Origin of the sequence: Saccharopolyspora sp. ASAGF58, from assembly GCF_012277335.1 — a bacterium.
In the GTDB taxonomy this organism is placed as follows: domain Bacteria; phylum Actinomycetota; class Actinomycetes; order Mycobacteriales; family Pseudonocardiaceae; genus Saccharopolyspora; species Saccharopolyspora hattusasensis.
This window is the reverse complement of the sequence record NZ_CP040605.1, coordinates 757348-771520: the sequence shown is the minus strand read 5'-3', so window position 1 is coordinate 771520 and position 14173 is coordinate 757348. Positions and strand designations below refer to the sequence as shown.

The 14173-nt window shown below is 67.1% G+C and carries 18 protein-coding genes; all 18 read left to right on the top strand.

Translation table 11 applies throughout. The features are described 5' to 3' along the window. The first annotated feature begins 285 nt into the window (after positions 1 to 285). The 18 genes from FDZ84_RS03325 (at position 286) to FDZ84_RS03240 (ending at position 14156) form a co-directional block, all read left to right on the top strand. The gene (locus FDZ84_RS03325) at positions 286 to 618 is read left to right on the top strand and encodes a hypothetical protein (RefSeq protein WP_168584656.1); all 333 of its coding nucleotides are present in this window, start codon (positions 286 to 288) and stop codon (positions 616 to 618) included. Next, complete coding sequence (locus tag FDZ84_RS03320) at positions 618 to 887, top strand: hypothetical protein (RefSeq protein WP_168584655.1); 270 nt, start codon at positions 618 to 620, stop codon at positions 885 to 887. The genes FDZ84_RS03325 and FDZ84_RS03320 overlap by 1 nt, the downstream gene beginning before the upstream one ends. After that, the gene (locus FDZ84_RS03315; protein ID WP_168584654.1) at positions 887 to 1207 is read left to right on the top strand and encodes a hypothetical protein; all 321 of its coding nucleotides are present in this window, start codon (positions 887 to 889) and stop codon (positions 1205 to 1207) included. The genes FDZ84_RS03320 and FDZ84_RS03315 overlap by 1 nt, the downstream gene beginning before the upstream one ends. Further along, the gene (locus FDZ84_RS03310) at positions 1207 to 1677 is read left to right on the top strand and encodes a DUF3307 domain-containing protein (RefSeq protein ID WP_168584653.1); all 471 of its coding nucleotides are present in this window, start codon (positions 1207 to 1209) and stop codon (positions 1675 to 1677) included. The genes FDZ84_RS03315 and FDZ84_RS03310 overlap by 1 nt, the downstream gene beginning before the upstream one ends. Before the next feature lie 34 nt (positions 1678 to 1711). After that, entirely contained in the window at positions 1712 to 2539 is an 828-nt protein-coding gene (locus tag FDZ84_RS03305; RefSeq protein ID WP_168584652.1) for a DUF4097 family beta strand repeat-containing protein, read from the top strand. A gap of 28 nt (positions 2540 to 2567) precedes the next feature. Continuing rightward, positions 2568 to 3476 (top strand): hypothetical protein, encoded by a 909-nt coding sequence (locus FDZ84_RS03300; RefSeq protein WP_168584651.1) that lies wholly within the window; start codon positions 2568 to 2570, stop codon positions 3474 to 3476. 20 nt (positions 3477 to 3496) lie between these two features. Continuing rightward, positions 3497 to 3904, top strand: a complete 408-nt coding sequence (locus tag FDZ84_RS03295; RefSeq protein ID WP_168584650.1) for an RNase adapter RapZ — start codon at positions 3497 to 3499, stop codon at positions 3902 to 3904. Positions 3905 to 3927: 23 nt separating this feature from the next. Beyond that, entirely contained in the window at positions 3928 to 4101 is a 174-nt protein-coding gene (locus tag FDZ84_RS03290; RefSeq protein WP_168584649.1) for a hypothetical protein, read from the top strand. A gap of 50 nt (positions 4102 to 4151) precedes the next feature. Beyond that, entirely contained in the window at positions 4152 to 4304 is a 153-nt protein-coding gene (locus FDZ84_RS03285; protein ID WP_210435413.1) for a hypothetical protein, read from the top strand. A 90-nt stretch (positions 4305 to 4394) separates the two neighbouring features. Further along, complete coding sequence (locus tag FDZ84_RS03280; protein WP_168584647.1) at positions 4395 to 4739, top strand: hypothetical protein; 345 nt, start codon at positions 4395 to 4397, stop codon at positions 4737 to 4739. After that, positions 4736 to 4999 (top strand): hypothetical protein, encoded by a 264-nt coding sequence (locus tag FDZ84_RS03275; RefSeq protein ID WP_168584646.1) that lies wholly within the window; start codon positions 4736 to 4738, stop codon positions 4997 to 4999. The genes FDZ84_RS03280 and FDZ84_RS03275 overlap by 4 nt, the downstream gene beginning before the upstream one ends. After that, a complete protein-coding gene (locus FDZ84_RS03270) occupies positions 4999 to 6168 on the top strand; it encodes a DUF2637 domain-containing protein (RefSeq protein WP_168584645.1) in 1170 nt (389 codons plus the stop codon). Before FDZ84_RS03275 ends, FDZ84_RS03270 begins: the two co-directional genes overlap by 1 nt. A gap of 104 nt (positions 6169 to 6272) precedes the next feature. Then, positions 6273 to 8492: an FtsK/SpoIIIE domain-containing protein gene (locus FDZ84_RS03265; protein ID WP_246868767.1), complete on the top strand. Its 2220-nt coding sequence runs from the start codon at positions 6273 to 6275 to the stop codon at positions 8490 to 8492. Between the two features lie 216 nt (positions 8493 to 8708). Continuing rightward, positions 8709 to 9719: a bifunctional DNA primase/polymerase gene (locus tag FDZ84_RS03260; RefSeq protein ID WP_168584644.1), complete on the top strand. Its 1011-nt coding sequence runs from the start codon at positions 8709 to 8711 to the stop codon at positions 9717 to 9719. After that, entirely contained in the window at positions 9716 to 10531 is an 816-nt protein-coding gene (locus tag FDZ84_RS03255; RefSeq protein WP_210435412.1) for a hypothetical protein, read from the top strand. Before FDZ84_RS03260 ends, FDZ84_RS03255 begins: the two co-directional genes overlap by 4 nt. Then, complete coding sequence (locus tag FDZ84_RS03250; protein ID WP_210435411.1) at positions 10528 to 12180, top strand: hypothetical protein; 1653 nt, start codon at positions 10528 to 10530, stop codon at positions 12178 to 12180. Before FDZ84_RS03255 ends, FDZ84_RS03250 begins: the two co-directional genes overlap by 4 nt. Positions 12181 to 12420: 240 nt before the next feature. Then, the gene (locus FDZ84_RS38510; RefSeq protein ID WP_246868766.1) at positions 12421 to 12798 is read left to right on the top strand and encodes a helix-turn-helix domain-containing protein; all 378 of its coding nucleotides are present in this window, start codon (positions 12421 to 12423) and stop codon (positions 12796 to 12798) included. Beyond that, complete coding sequence (locus FDZ84_RS03240; protein WP_168584643.1) at positions 12795 to 14156, top strand: site-specific integrase; 1362 nt, start codon at positions 12795 to 12797, stop codon at positions 14154 to 14156. The genes FDZ84_RS38510 and FDZ84_RS03240 overlap by 4 nt, the downstream gene beginning before the upstream one ends. The last annotated feature ends 17 nt before the right edge of the window (positions 14157 to 14173 follow it).

Sequence of the window (14173 nt, the reverse complement as noted above, 5' to 3'; positions counted from 1 at the left end):
ATTGGAGTCGACAGCGGTAACTGTGCACGGCGGAGGATAAACACGCCACGAGAGTGGATTCGTGTCGTGTGTTGGGGCGGCGTGGTTTCGTGTTTTCCCACGCCCACTCGCCCCATGTCTCCCCATGAGAGGGGAGGCGTTGCCGCGCACCACGATTCAGTGTTTGGGCTGGTCGAGGAGCATGTGCGGTAGTGGGGCGCGGTGTCGGACGATGCCGCGCCCCACCTTTTCCCTGACGAACAACTGTCAAGTTGACTATCTATTCATGCAGAAATAGGAGTAACCGTGATAAAGCAGAACACCACCCGTGACAACGCGACTAGGGCAGCTTTTCTGCTCGCGGAAGAGCGTGCCTGCGCGGGGTATTTGGAGGCTCGTAAGGCTATGGCCGCGTCGGCGAGGCGGCTTGATTCGTTGAACCAGTTGCTGGCCAAGCGGCCCAACCGACTCGACTACCGCAGGGCGCGGGATAAGGAAATGTCCGCGTACGAGGCTGCGGTGGAGCGGACCCGGCTTGCGTGGAACTCCTGGCAGCGGGCGCAGCTGCGCTCTGACGAGGCGTGGACGGCCACCAAGGGCCGTCACCCCCGTGTGCTCGGCGGAGAGGTGGCTGCGTGATGGCTGCCTCAAAGAAGATCTCCGTGCCGAAGGACCTGCTCACAGGGGACATCGACCGTGCATACAACGAGTTCATGCGGGTGTCGATTTTGGACGACCCGGCGCGGGCGGTAGCTGCTCGCCGCAATCTGGCGCGGCTCTACAAGAGCTTGGTCGGGTCGTTGGCCCACCAGTCGATGCCGCTGGCGTACGCGGTGCTTGCCGCTGCGGATGAGCTGCTGAGCGAGGCCAGGAAGATCGAGGCTCGTCACGTCGGGGGTGCGGCGTGATGGCCACTTCGGTGACTCCGGCCTGGCTGGGTGAAGCGATCCTCGCGGTGCTGGATCGACTGGATGACCAGTTGTTCGGGCTGATGAGGGTGGACCAGCCGGAGTCGACGGAGCGGCTTGACCGGATCGCAGCGCTGTATGAACGGCAGGCGCGGTGCTGGAAGGTTCTGGCCGCGCACGTCGGCGAGCGGGTCGTGTGGATCGCGATGTTCGAAGCACGAGCGTGTGCGGAGTCCTACGCCGAGAAGTACCGGGGTTTCGCCGAGTCGCACCGTGAGTTCGAGGCCAGGAAAGCCAAGCGCGCGTCTGGGGTGGCGTGATGACGACGTCATTGGATGCTGCGGTCACGTTCGCTGCGGTGCTGCCGAGTCTGTTGGTGGCGCACAACGTGGCGGATCACTGGGTGCAGACCGGCCACCAGGCCGCGTGCAAGGGAAGGCCCGACTGGGTCGGCCGGTGGAACTGCGCCAAGCACGTGGCCACCTACACCGTCGTAACCGCCGCCGTGGTCGCTCTGGTGTGGGCGCTGCTGGGCTTGGCGATCACCCCGGTCGGGTTCGTGACCGGTCAGGTGGTGTCGGCGGTGACGCACTACTGGGCCGACCGCCGCTTCACCCTCTCTCGCCTGGCCGAGTTGCTCCGCCGGTTCGGCAAGTGGGAGTTCTACCAGCTCGGCGCGCCGCGTACCGGCAAGGACGACAACCCCGCCGCCTGCACCGGTGCGTACCTGCTGGATCAGTCCTGGCACTGGGCGTGGTTGTTCGTCGCCGCTCTGGTCACCGCCGTCTGAGCTGCCTTTTCTCCTGGATTGAAGGGACTTTGTTGTGAACAAGCGCATCATCCACACCGAGCTCGGGGCGATGACGTTCGAGCTGGACATGGCCGGCGGGCAGGTCGAGATTCTGCTGGAGGACCGCGAGCGGGCTGAGATCCTGTTGGAGCCGGTCGTGGCCGGTGACGAGGTCGCGGCCGATGTGATCAGCCGTACCCGGCACATCAGCCGTGGTTCGGTGCTGGACCTGCGGATCCCGCACCCGGAACCGACCGTGCTGGGCACCGGAAGCACGGTCATCCATCAGAGTTTTGGGCACGTCGGCCGGGGTGCGGTCGTGACCGGCGTGGTCATCGTCAACGGCCAGATCATCAGTGGAAACCGCAGCACGCGCACCGTTGGTGGCGGCGGGGTGAAGGTCACCGCCCGCCTGCCGCACGGCTCCCGGCTGAAGGCGACCACGGTGTCGGCAAACGTGAAGGTCAACGGTTTCCTGCCGTCGGTGGATTTCCAGTCGACCTCCGGTGACCTGGCCGTCTCGGCCGTCGACCGTCTGCGGGCACGCACCATCTCCGGCCGCGTCATCGCTACTCAGTCCGACGACGTGGACGTCGACACCAGCTCCGGCATCGTGAAGATCGGCGAGACCAACACCATCGAGGTCCACACCCTCTCAAGCGACATCTGCGTCGACAGGCTCCACGGCCCCCAAGCACGGCTCACCACGATCTCGGGCGACATCGACCTGCACGTCGACGTGGACGCCAAGGTCACCGCTCGCGCCATGTCTGGCGATATCCGCATCACCGCCACCCGCGGAGTCCGGGTGACCAGTCACGCGACCTCGATGTCCGGTCGAATCCGCACCCCGAAGAACTGAGCCAGCGGGCAGTAAAGGGGAAACGGCAATGAGCATGCGGCTTGACCAGGACCTCACCAATCCGACGACGATCCGGATGGGCACCCGCACTGCGGATGGGCGCACCGAGGTGCGGCTGACGCCTTGTCTGATCGATGCGGAGGCGCAGAGCCTGTACGGCTACCACTCGTGCCATTACCTGGCCAGCGCGATCTCCGGGATGACCGGTGGGTGGCCGCTGGTCACGCTGATGGCTCGCCCGCCAGGTGGGCAACGTGACCTGCACGCCCACACCGGCACGATCACTCCAGACGGGCGCGTTCTCGACATCTGGGGCGAGTACTCCTCAATCGAGGCGTTCCGCGCCCGCTGGGAACCACAGATCAACGGGCAGGTGACCACCCACGCCCCGATCACGCCCGGCCAAGCGGTCGAGCTCGTGACACAGCCCGGGGAAACCAAACGGCACGGCGACCTGTGGTGGGCCCACAACCCGGGAATGACCCCGATCCATCAGCACTTCGCCCGAACGGTGCTGCGCAGGCACGGCTTGAACCACCACCTGCGGCCGGAAGCCCGCACCGGTATCGACCACATCTGGGTCGAGACCAGGAAAAACATCGTCCCTGAACAGTCCACACCGGACGCAACCGCAGCACCGAAATCCACTGCAACAACCACGTTTTCTGGAGGTTCTGTTATGTCGACGCTCGCTGAGCAGGCCCGGCACGCGCTGTCGCTGGCCAATGAGAAGGCCACCTACGTCCAGGGCGCGTTGCAGCAGGCCAGGTTGGACCTCGACGACATCATCGCCCAGCTGTCCCAGGTCACCGACACCGCCGAGACCGTCATGCAGGCGACGGCCATCTACATGCAGGCCAAGGACAACCTCGAAGCGCTCCAGGGCCTCGTCAGCACCGCGGCGGCCGCGACCGACCTGCACGCCGGCGTGCTCTGACCACGATGGAGGACACCACCATGAAGCCCGTTCGCGTCGTGGCCATCAGCTTCGGCTATGGCCACGCCCCGGCCCCGCGCGCCGACATCACGCTCGACGTCCGCAGGCACTTCCGTAACCCGCACCACGACCCCGCGATGCGATACCTGACCGGGCAGGACCAGGCGGTGCGGGATCACGTGCTCGACACCCCCGGCGTCCTGCGGTTGATCGAGGACACCACCGATCTGGTGCGCAACCTGCTCAACGCCCCTGCCGCCACCAACCAAGTTCTGGTCGCGGTCGGCTGTGTCGGTGGCCGGCACCGCAGCGTGGCCATCGCCGAAGGCATCGCGGCCGCTCTGGTCATCGCCGGGATCAACGCCGCCGTCAACCACCGCGACATCAACCGCGAGGTCCTGCCCGCAGGAACCCACCAGCAGCTCTAAGCCGGGGGCAGAGGAGACAGGGAATGAGCAGCAACAACGAGTGGCACCTGACGAAGAAGCGGTCGTGGTGGGACGGCTCGGTCACCACCTGGTGCGGCCAGCGCTACGCCAGCGGCGCGCACGAGTCGGACTTCTGGCACCTGCCCGCCACCGGCGGGACCTGCCAGGCCTGCAAGGCCGCGAAGCAGAACCACTGAGAAGGCCGACCGTGATGAGCAAGACCGACCAACGAACAGGAGTGATCACAGTGGGACGCAATTCCCACCGCGACTTTGACCAGGTGTCTCCGGGTGTCTGCAAGGCGTGTGACGGCGCCGGGGTCTTGTGGACCGGCGGTTTCCTCGGCAAGCCCAACACGCCGGTGACCTGCCCCGACTGTGACGGCACCGGCAAGGAGTGACCCCGCCCCGGCCCAGCAGTCCATTCCGCCAAGAACCGCCTGCTGGGCCGGGTCCCCAACCGATCAGCGAACCGATCGAGAGGAATTCCGATGCTAGAGCTTTGTGTCACGGCCCGTTGTGACGACTGCGGCGACCTGTACGGCGCGCACGTCGATGGTGTCGTGCATTTCCGCACCGCCGTCGAGGCGGCGAAGGAGATCACCACGCCGTACCACGACGAACTGACCTGGGTGGTCGGCGATAACGGCCGTCTGCGGTGCGACGTCTGCGAGGCCCGCCGGTGGTGCGCCGAGTACGGGCACGACTGGTCGAAGTGGCTCCACGTCATGCGCCAGGACGTCGCCGAGCTGCTCACGTACCGGATGCGGTTCTGCTCACGGTGCCCGGAAACCGAAACCACCGGATCCACCGGGTCGAAGGAGGTCACGGCATGAAAACGCTGGTGGAAGCCCTGGCGATCACGTTGGGGCTGCTGATCCTCGGTGTCCGGTTCCTGTTCCTCGGTGTGTTCACCGCCGGACTGCCGGTGGTGGGCCTGCTGGTGGCGGCGCTGGTGTCGGGTGCGGTGCGTACCGCCGTGCTGATGGCGGTGTTCCCGCTGGTGACGCTGGCCTACCTGACGATCGCTGCGGCTGATGCCGCTGGCCGCACTGTTCCGGCTCCCCGCTTGCCGCGACCGCTGGAGGTGGCGTGATGACGACGTACTACGACCACAAGGCCGAACGGCTGGTGGCGGCCGGGCAGGCCGAGACGGCCAAGGCCGAGGCGGCGGTGAAGTTCGCCGACGCGCAGACGAAGCTGATCGCCGCGAACGGCGAGCAGGCCCGCGAGAACCGGAAGGCCAAGAAGAACGAGAAGCGCGAGAACGCCGAGCGTCGTGCCAAGGCCTTGGGTTCGGCGGCCGGGTGGCTGTCGGGGCACGTGGTCGAGCTGGCGTTGAGCGTGATCGTGGTGGTGCCGGCGGTGATGGCCTGGACCGCGATGGCCGCCTACGGCAAGGACGTTTACGGCCCGGTCGGCTGGGGCCTGCCGCTGTTCAGTGAGGCGGCGATGTGGGCGTTCGCGTTCGCCACCCACGCCGCCCGCAAGAGCGAGACGCCACGCCCCACGGGGTGGTTGCAGGTCGGGATCTGGTTTTTCGCTGCCGTCGCCGGAGTCCTCAACCTCATCCACGGCCTGACCATGCCCGAAGGTGGTGTCGGCGACGGCGTGGTCATGGCCCTGGTCAGCGTCGGCGGGGTGGTAGCACACCAGCTGATCACCGCCGCGCCGATGCGGACCCGCCGCAGCGCGGCCGAACGCCGCGCCGCCCGCACGAACCGGCTGGCGGCTCGGCGGGTGACCCGGATGGAACGGGCGGCGGTGCGCCGGGCGGTCGGCCAGCTCGACGCCGACGGCTCGGTGACGCTGCTCTACGCGCCGGGCGTGGTGACCCTGTGCCGCAGCCGGACGGGTCGCCGTCGACTCGACTCCGCCACTGCGCCTGGCGTCGGTATCGATGGCCCCTCCACGGGGGTGGTTGACGCGCTGGACGCAGAGCTGCGGGCGCTACTGGCCGAGCAATCCGGTCTGGTCGACTCGCGTGCGGTCGAGCCTCGACCGGACCTCGACTCGACCGCTGTCGATTCGCTGGTTGACCTGCAGGAGTCGAGGCAGCGTCGGGGCTCGATTGCCGACCCGTCGCGGCGGTCGATCCAGCAGCTGCGTCGCGAGCTGCAGGCGGCGGTCGAGGACGTCGACGTCGACGTCGACCCGACTTCGGCTGAGTCGATCCGCAAGGTCCTGCGCTGTGCGGCCAAGACGGCCCGGCAGCTGCGCGACGAATGGAACGACGGCAGCGCCGAAACCCCCATCACCGCCTGACCCACCCCTGAACCCACGTCGGCCCCGCCGCACACGAAGGCGTTGGGGCGGGGCCGACCTATCCCTTTTTCCGCCCAACCGGCACCGCCGAGAGGTGAAACGACATGATGCCGCACGAGGAGAACTCGATGGGTGAGGTGATCCGGTTCCCTCACCGCACCACCACCGAACAGCAGACCACTGACGGGGCGGTCGTGCGCGTGGTCGCCGAACGCATCGACCCCGACGAGGAGACCGAACAGCTCGACGCTCCGTCGGCCGAGCTCGCCGAACGTCCCAAGTGGGTCCCGCCGGCGTTGGCCGGGAAAGCGGAGAAGGCGAAGAAGGCCACCCGGGACGCGCTGCCGGTCGGCAAGCAGGCGGTCAAGTTCACCGGCCGCCACCTGTACTACCTCGGCGGTGGGGCGTTCGATACGTTCTCCAGCGTCTACGGGCGGTGGACCGGCCGGGACATCGATGCCCAGATCGCGGCTGCTCAGGCCGCTGGGGAGCACGGGACGGCTGCGGTGTTGATGCAGCAGCGCACCGAGAACCGCAAGCTGTTCCTGGAGCGGTTGCAGGTGTGGGGGAAGTTCCTGATCCGCGTGCCGCTGATCCTGGCGGGTTTGTCGGGGGTGGTGCTGGCCATCACGCTGATCACCTCGGTCGTGGCCTTCATGCGTCCCGACGGGCTGACTTTCGAAGACGTCTGGATCGGCCTGTTCGACGCGCTGGCCGCCGGGTTCGACTTCGTGGTCTGGGCTGGGTCGTGGGCACCGTGGGTGGGGCTTGCGGTAGTGCTGGGGATGCTGGTCAAGGGCTACAACACTCGCCGGAAGCTGGCCGACGCGCCCGCGTGGACCGCGTCGGCGAACACGACACCGTCTGACCGGGACGTTGTGCCTGATGAGGGCGCCATCCTCAACGCGCTGAAGCACCTAGGCTTCGCGCCGTTGACCAAGGCCATCGTCAAGGGCAACTGGGTTCCGCGCTGGGTGTCCCCGACGACCCGAGTCGGCAAGGGCTACCACACCCAGTTGATGCTGCCGGAACAAGTCACGGTCGAAGAGATCGCCAAGCGCAAGGGCGTGTTGGCGCACAACCTGCTGCGCAAGCCGGTGGAGGTGTGGCCGACCGAACCGAAAGACCAGGCCGGGGTGCTGGACTTGTGGGTGGCTGACCAGGGCATTCTCGCCAAGCCCGTGGACCCGTGGCCGCTGCTGGAAGACGGCACGGTCGACTACTTCAAGGGTGTCCCGGTCGCCCTCGACGCACGCGGCGACCTGGTCATCGGCCGGTTGATGGCCGCTAACTACCTGATCGCCGGAATCATGGGATCGGGCAAGTCGTCGCTGGTCATCGCGTTGTTGCTGGGCGCGATGCTGGATCCGCTGGTCGACATCGACGTCCACGTCCTGGCCTACAACGTCGACTATGACCCGATGAAGCCGCGTTTGCGGACGCTGGTCAAAGGCGACGACGAGGAGCACATCGAGGCCGCGATGGAGACGCTGCGTGCGTTGGTCAGTGAGGTTTCCGAGCGTGGCCGGATCTTGGAGGACCTCGGCGGTGAAGAGGCCAAGGTGACCCGCGACCTGGCGAAGAGGGACAAGCGTCTGCGTCCCCGCGTGGTCGTCTTCGACGAGGTCCACGAGCTGTTCACGCACAAGGAGTTCGGCAAGGAAGCCAAAGAGCTGGCGTTGAAGGTCACCAAGAAGGCCCGCAAGACCGCGATCACGATGCTGTGGATCACGCCGGACGCCGACGCCAACTCGTTGCCGCGTGGGATCTCCAAGACCGCGTCGAACCGGGTGGCGTACGCGATCAATGACCACCAGGGCAACGACGCGATCTTGGGGACGGGGATGCACAAGCGCGGCTACTCGGCCACCACGCTCGTTGCGGGGGAGGACATCGGGACCGCGATGGCCGCTGGTTTCGCCAAGGTCCCGGGCCTGATCAGGTCGTTCCACATCCGCAAGGAAAAGGGCATCGACGAGGTGACCCCGGTCGTGCAGCGTGCCCTGGCCCTGCGTGAAGGCCAGCAGCCCACCGCCACCGGCGTGGCCCCGGCCGAGGACGAGCAGGCCGACCCGCTGGCCGATATCGCCACCGTGCTCGGCGACACCCCACGGATGCGCACCCAAGAGGTCCTGCAGCGGCTGACCGAGCACAACCCCACGGTCTACCGGGGCTGGACTTTCGCCGACCTGAGCGCCCTCCTGCGCGAGGCCGACGCCGGGCCCTACAAGTCCGGCGGCAACATGGTCGTTTCCGCCGACGCCGTCCGCCACGCCATCACCGAGCGTGACAGCGAGACGGATCTCGACGAGTCCGGCGAGTAAGGGAGTCGCCGGGGAGTCGGGGAGTTCTCCCTCACCCCCTCCCCGAACCCTCCCTCCCCAACATCACCAGCAGCAACCCCCGTAAGGGAGGCAGGGGAGGCGCACGCCCAAAACCGGGCCAGAACCAGCAGAAACACGCCCGTGGCACCGGCCGCGCCACCTCCCTCCCTGCTGTCACCACACCCACATTCGACTACACACAGTCACAGGTGAACCATGTCCTCTTCTCTGGAAATAGCCGCCTGGCTTACCCGGCAAGGCATGTACGTGTTCCCTCTGCGGCCGTTCAGCAAGCAGCCGTGGGGGAACTGCCGACGCTGCAACGCCGGGCAGTGCACCCCGGCCGAATGCCCGTGCCTCACTGCGGACCGGCCCTGCCACGGCTACAAGTCCGCCACCACCAACACCGCTCAGATCCGGCAGTGGTGGGCGCGGACACCACGCGCCAACGTCGGCATCGCCACCGGCCCGTCCAAGCTCGTGGTGCTCGATCTTGACCGCAAGCCCAAACCCCCGGCACCCGCCGCGCACGACGTGCCCGAAGTGGTTGCCGACGGGTTGGGAGCCTTGCACGCGATCATCACCGCAGAGCAGGTGCCCTGGCCCGACACCCTCACCATCGCCACCCCTACCGACGGCAGGCACCTCTTCTTCCGCCGCCCTGACGGCCTCCACGTGCCCAGCGACGCCAAAGGCCGGGTCGGACACCAGATCGACATCCGCGCCGAAGGCGGCTACGTCGTCGCCCCCGGCTGCCAGATCACCGCCCCACCGGAAGACACCACCGGCAACTACACCCGCATCTCGGCCACCACCACGATCGCAGCGCTGACCGACTGGTTGCGTCCGCGCGTCGTTCCAGCGCCCCGCGTGGTCCCGCCGAGCAAAGCTCCCAACCTCGGGCGGAGCCAGCCCGGCAACCACGCTCCCGGCTACTGGCAGCGGATCTGGGACGGCGAACTACACAAGGTCGAAACCCTCGACGGCGAGCGGTGGCAGATCGTCTGGAACTCCGCTCGGCGGCTGGCCAACCTCGCCACCCACGACAACGCCCCGTGGAGTGAGTACGAGGCGATCGATGCGCTGGTGGCGGCCGCGATCCGCCGGCGGCAGCGCACCGGCAAACCCGTCGAGGAAGCCGCCGCCCGCCGCAACGCCGCCCGCGGCTGGCAGCGCGGCACCCATGACGGCCCCGACTCCCTGATCGGTCTCGGGGGTGCCGCGTGAACGTTCACCGGCATGTAGTGATGATGTCCGGCGGGATTGGTTCTTGGGCGACCGCACGCCAGGTCATCGACCAGCGCGGCACAGCGGCCACCGTGCTGCTGTTCGCCGACACGTTGGCAGAGGACCCGGACCTCTACCGGTTCCTCGACGACGCTGCCGCCCAGCTCGGTGTCCCCATCACGCGGGTCGCCGACGGCCGGAGGCCGTGGCAGGTGTTCCGGGACGTGCGGCGCATCGGCAACTCCCAGATCGCGCCTTGTAGCTACCGGCTCAAGCAGAAGGTCTGCCGGGACTGGATGGAAGCCAACACCACCCCGGACACGGCCACGGTCTATGTCGGCATCGACTGGTCCGAACCCCACCGGATCCCCGCCATCGAAGCCAAGTGGAAGCCCTGGCCCACCCGGACCCCGCTGTGTGCACCGCCGTACCTGGACAAGGACGCCTTGATCCGTGAGGCGCGCGCGGCGGGGCTGACGCCCCCGAGGCTCTACCGGCTGGGGTTCCCGCACAACAACTGCGGCGGGGCCTGCGTACGCGCGGGGCAGGCCCAATGGGCGCGGCTGTTCGAGGTCGATCCCGAACGGTTCGCGGCCGAGGAAGCCGAAGAGAACGCGCTACGCGCGGAGCTGGGCAAGGACGTGGCGATCCTGCGGGACCGGCGCGGCGGCACCACCACACCGCTGCCGCTGGCCGTTCTGCGGGAACGCATCACCAGCGGCCAGGCAGACCAGGAAGCCCTCGATTTCGACTGGGGCGGCTGCGGTTGCTTCACCGCTGCCGACCCAGAGCACCAGGAGACAGCCGCATGACCGAACCACACAACAACAGCTCCACGCGCCCGCCAATGTGGCCGGTCGATGCCGATGGCCGGCCGAGGGTGCGGGTCACCACGGACCCGGACGCGATCCGGGTGCTCACCACCGCGGTGGGCAACCGGCTGCTGCCGGACACCTACGTCCAGGACGGCATGCCGGTGATCGTCGAAGCCGTCTCCGGGGCCGGAGACCCCACCGCCGGTGACGACGACGTGGCCCTGCCCCTGTCCGCGTCGCCGCTGCGGCCGCCGCTGCTGGCCAGCCTGCTGGCCGAACACGCCAGCATCGTGCAGTCCGGAGAGGACAAGAAAGGAAACCACGTCGAGGTCGAGGTGTCCCCGAAACGAGAGGTGCTGGGCTCGGTGCTCGCGCGCCGGTCCTGGCCGGATCTGCCGGTCCTGCGGCGGATCATCTCCACCCCCGTGCTACGCCCGGATGGGACTTTGCTGCAGCAGCCCGGCTACGACCCCGCGACCGGGTTCCTGCTCGCCGGCCGCGCCCACCTCGACCCCGTGCCCGAGCGCCCCACCGCGGCGCAGGTCGAGCAGGCACGGGAGTTCCTGCTGGACCGGTTCCTGCACGACTTCCCCTGGCGCACCCCGGCGGACCGGGCGAACTACCTGGGCCTGCTGGTCACCCCGATCATCCGCCCGTTCACCCGGGCCCTCTCCCCGTTCGGGGTGATCGACGCGACCATGCCCGGCAGCGGCAAAACCATCCTCTCCGGCTGCGTCGGGCTACTGGTCGGCCAGCGGGTGCTGACCTGGACCGACTCCGAGGAGGAACTCCGCAAGTCCATCACCTCCGTACTGGCCGACCAGGTCGGCGTCACCGTGTTCGACAACCTTGAGGAGGGCGCGGTCATCAACTCCGCTGTCCTCGCCCGGTTGGTGACGGAACGGACCTGGACCGACCGCAAGCTTGGCACCAACACCACGCCGACGTTCCCCAACGACCGGCTCTGGTTGGCCACCGGCAACAACCTGCGGGTCGGTGGGGACATGGCCAGCCGTACCGTCTGGGTCCGCCTCGACCCCGACTGCCCCCGGCCTGAGGCGCGTAGCGGGTTCACCATCCCCAATCTCGACAGCTGGATCCTCGACCCCGCCAACCAGGCCACCGTCCTACGCCACGTCCTGACGCTGATCCTGGACTGGACCGCCGCCGGAGCACCCACCTCGACCAGCGTGCCGCAGATGCGGCAGTTCACCCGCTGGGCACAGCACATCGGCGGGTTCCTCGAGCACCACGGCATCGGCGGCTTCCTGTCCAACGCCGAGGAATCCCGCGAGCTCGACGACGACGCCGCCGAGTGGCGGGCCTTCCTGCTGCGCTGGCATGCACTCCACGGCACCAAACCCATGACGGCCAGCGAACTTCGGGCCACCGCTGAACCCGGCCCCGGCGCCGATCCCTGGGTTGGGAGCTTCCCCACCACCAACACAGGAAAGCTGCCCAGCCCCAAGTCCCTGGGGCACAAACTGACCGGGCAGCTCGGCCGGTGGCGCGGCGACATCGTTCTACGCAGCGTGATCGACACAGAGACCAACTCGCGGACGTACTGGGTCGAACGCCAAACCGGAACACCGCAACTCCCCGGAATCAAACCCGGAAACCCGGAAACCCGGAGAAACCCACGATGACCAGCAATAGCACCGCTGTATGGGGTTCGGGTTCAAACCCGGCGAGACCACCACCAAACCCGGAAACCCGGCGATTCCGGGATCCAGAACCCGGAAACCCGGAACAAACCCGGAACCAAAACCCCAGCTCATCGGCCCGCCCCGGGTTTCCGGGTTTAAAACGCCGACTTCCGAGCCTGACAGAAGATCGCGAGCCTACCGGCCAGACCGGCCACCCACACCACTACCCAGGGAGTCACCATGAGTAGTCGCCGCAAGTCCATCGTGATTGCTCCCAACCTCGGGGCTGATGCGATGGTTGACAGTTCGAACACCAGCTTGGCCGTTGTGCTGACCGCCTTGTCTGCCGCCGTGTCGGCGCTCCAGGAGGAGCGGAACCAAGCGATGCAGCCGACTCCGCAGCCGAGCGTGACCGTGGAAAGTGAAGGCCCGGCGTTCATCGCGGTACCCGAGGCGGCGAAATTGCTGGGTCTGAGTCGAGCCTCGGCCTATCGCTACGCGGCGGCGGGGCTGCTGCCGGTGAAGCGGTTTGGTCGGCGTGTGTACGTCATTCGCGCCCGCCTCAAGGAAGTCGCAATCCCAGACGCCGGAAACATTTCGGAGGTAGACGCTGCATGAGCCAGCGCCGAAAGAAGGACAAGCGAAAGACCGTGCCTGGCAGCGTGTTCCAGCGCGGCAACAAGTGGGCCTACAAGTTCTATGGGTCACCGGACGTGTTGACAGGCAAGAAACCGGAGATTCGTAAGAGCGGGTTCGACACATACGACGACGCGTGGGATGCGATGTTGGAGGCGCGTGCCGCTCTGGCCACTGAGACCTACGTCAAGCCCTCTCGGCAGAACGGCATGGCGTTCTTCGAGTCGTGGTTTCCCTACGTGCGGACGACGGCCGAAGCGACAACGGCGGCGAACTACGAGAATCTCGCCCGCTTCTACGTGTTGCCGTTCATCGGAAAGCGGCCTTTGCAGGACATAACGCCTTCTGTGATCGCTGCTCTGTATGAGTATCTGCTCACCAAAGCGCGAATGAGCAAGCGCGATACGAACTGGGAGATGTACCAGTTGTGGAAGTCTGCCCAGGAACGAGGCGAGGAGATCAGCATTCGTCAGATTGCTGAGAAGGTCGGTGTGACCCATAAAGGCGCGTATAAAGCGGTGCGCCGATACAAAGTCGGCCGTGTTCCGGCCGAACCGACGACCGGCTATGCGCCCAAGACCGTGCAGAGCGTTCACATCATGCTCGGCTCGGCGTTCAGTACGGCGAAAGCATGGAAATGCATAGGAGCGAACCCCATGGACGGTGTGAAGGCACCCTCTCTCATTCGTCGGCCGCACAAGACGTGGACGGCCGAGCAGATGTCCCGCTTCCTCGAAGTGGCACGGACCGATCGGTTCTACGGCCTGTGGGTGCTGGTGGCGTCCACCGGAATGCGGCGGTCCGAACTTTGCGGGTTGACCCGCGATGGGCTGGACCTCAACGCAGCCGGAGGCGCGACGGTGCGTATGAACATCACGAGCGTGGTCGCCGGCGGGAAGGTCGTCGCGGGGGGAGGCAAGAGCAAGAGGAGTCGGCGACCGGTCGCCCTGGACCGGTACACGACCGCTGTCCTGCGGGAGCACATGGCCCGACTCGACGCCGAGCGGGAGGCGTTCGACAAGGACTACCAGGACAACAGTCTGGTGTTCTGCTGGGAGGACGGTTCGCGGATCTACCCGGACACGGTCACCGAGAAGTTCAACGCGCTCGTCGACAGCGCCCGGCTGCCACTGATCACCCTGCACGGCGTGCGGCACAGCTACGCCACGATCGCCCTGCGGTCCGGCGTGCACCCGAAGATCGTCAGCAGTCGGCTCGGCCACTCCACGGTGGCCTTCACCCTGGACACCTACTCCGAGGACGTACCCGATCTGGATCGGGACGCCGCCGAGGACATCGGCGGGCTGTTCCTGCCCCGAGCCGAAGACGAGACGGAGTAAGCCTGATTCGGGGCCGT

Excerpts from the sequence above, each read along its gene's own strand:
- FDZ84_RS03315 (WP_168584654.1), top strand. The coding sequence starts at position 887 with ATGGCCACTTCGGTGACTCCGGCCTGGCTGGGTGAAGCGATCCTCGCG.
- FDZ84_RS03290 (WP_168584649.1), top strand. The coding sequence starts at position 3,928 with ATGAGCAGCAACAACGAGTGGCACCTGACGAAGAAGCGGTCGTGGTGG.
- FDZ84_RS03265 (WP_246868767.1), top strand. The coding sequence starts at position 6,273 with ATGATGCCGCACGAGGAGAACTCGATGGGTGAGGTGATCCGGTTCCCT.
- FDZ84_RS38510 (WP_246868766.1), top strand. The coding sequence starts at position 12,421 with ATGAGTAGTCGCCGCAAGTCCATCGTGATTGCTCCCAACCTCGGGGCT.
- FDZ84_RS03280 (WP_168584647.1), top strand. The coding sequence starts at position 4,395 with ATGCTAGAGCTTTGTGTCACGGCCCGTTGTGACGACTGCGGCGACCTG.
- FDZ84_RS03310 (WP_168584653.1), top strand. The coding sequence starts at position 1,207 with ATGACGACGTCATTGGATGCTGCGGTCACGTTCGCTGCGGTGCTGCCG.
- FDZ84_RS03275 (WP_168584646.1), top strand. The coding sequence starts at position 4,736 with ATGAAAACGCTGGTGGAAGCCCTGGCGATCACGTTGGGGCTGCTGATC.
- FDZ84_RS03250 (WP_210435411.1), top strand. The coding sequence starts at position 10,528 with ATGACCGAACCACACAACAACAGCTCCACGCGCCCGCCAATGTGGCCG.
- FDZ84_RS03320 (WP_168584655.1), top strand. The coding sequence starts at position 618 with ATGGCTGCCTCAAAGAAGATCTCCGTGCCGAAGGACCTGCTCACAGGG.
- FDZ84_RS03240 (WP_168584643.1), top strand. The coding sequence starts at position 12,795 with ATGAGCCAGCGCCGAAAGAAGGACAAGCGAAAGACCGTGCCTGGCAGC.
- FDZ84_RS03300 (WP_168584651.1), top strand. The coding sequence starts at position 2,568 with ATGAGCATGCGGCTTGACCAGGACCTCACCAATCCGACGACGATCCGG.
- FDZ84_RS03270 (WP_168584645.1), top strand. The coding sequence starts at position 4,999 with ATGACGACGTACTACGACCACAAGGCCGAACGGCTGGTGGCGGCCGGG.
- FDZ84_RS03295 (WP_168584650.1), top strand. The coding sequence starts at position 3,497 with ATGAAGCCCGTTCGCGTCGTGGCCATCAGCTTCGGCTATGGCCACGCC.
- FDZ84_RS03260 (WP_168584644.1), top strand. The coding sequence starts at position 8,709 with ATGTCCTCTTCTCTGGAAATAGCCGCCTGGCTTACCCGGCAAGGCATG.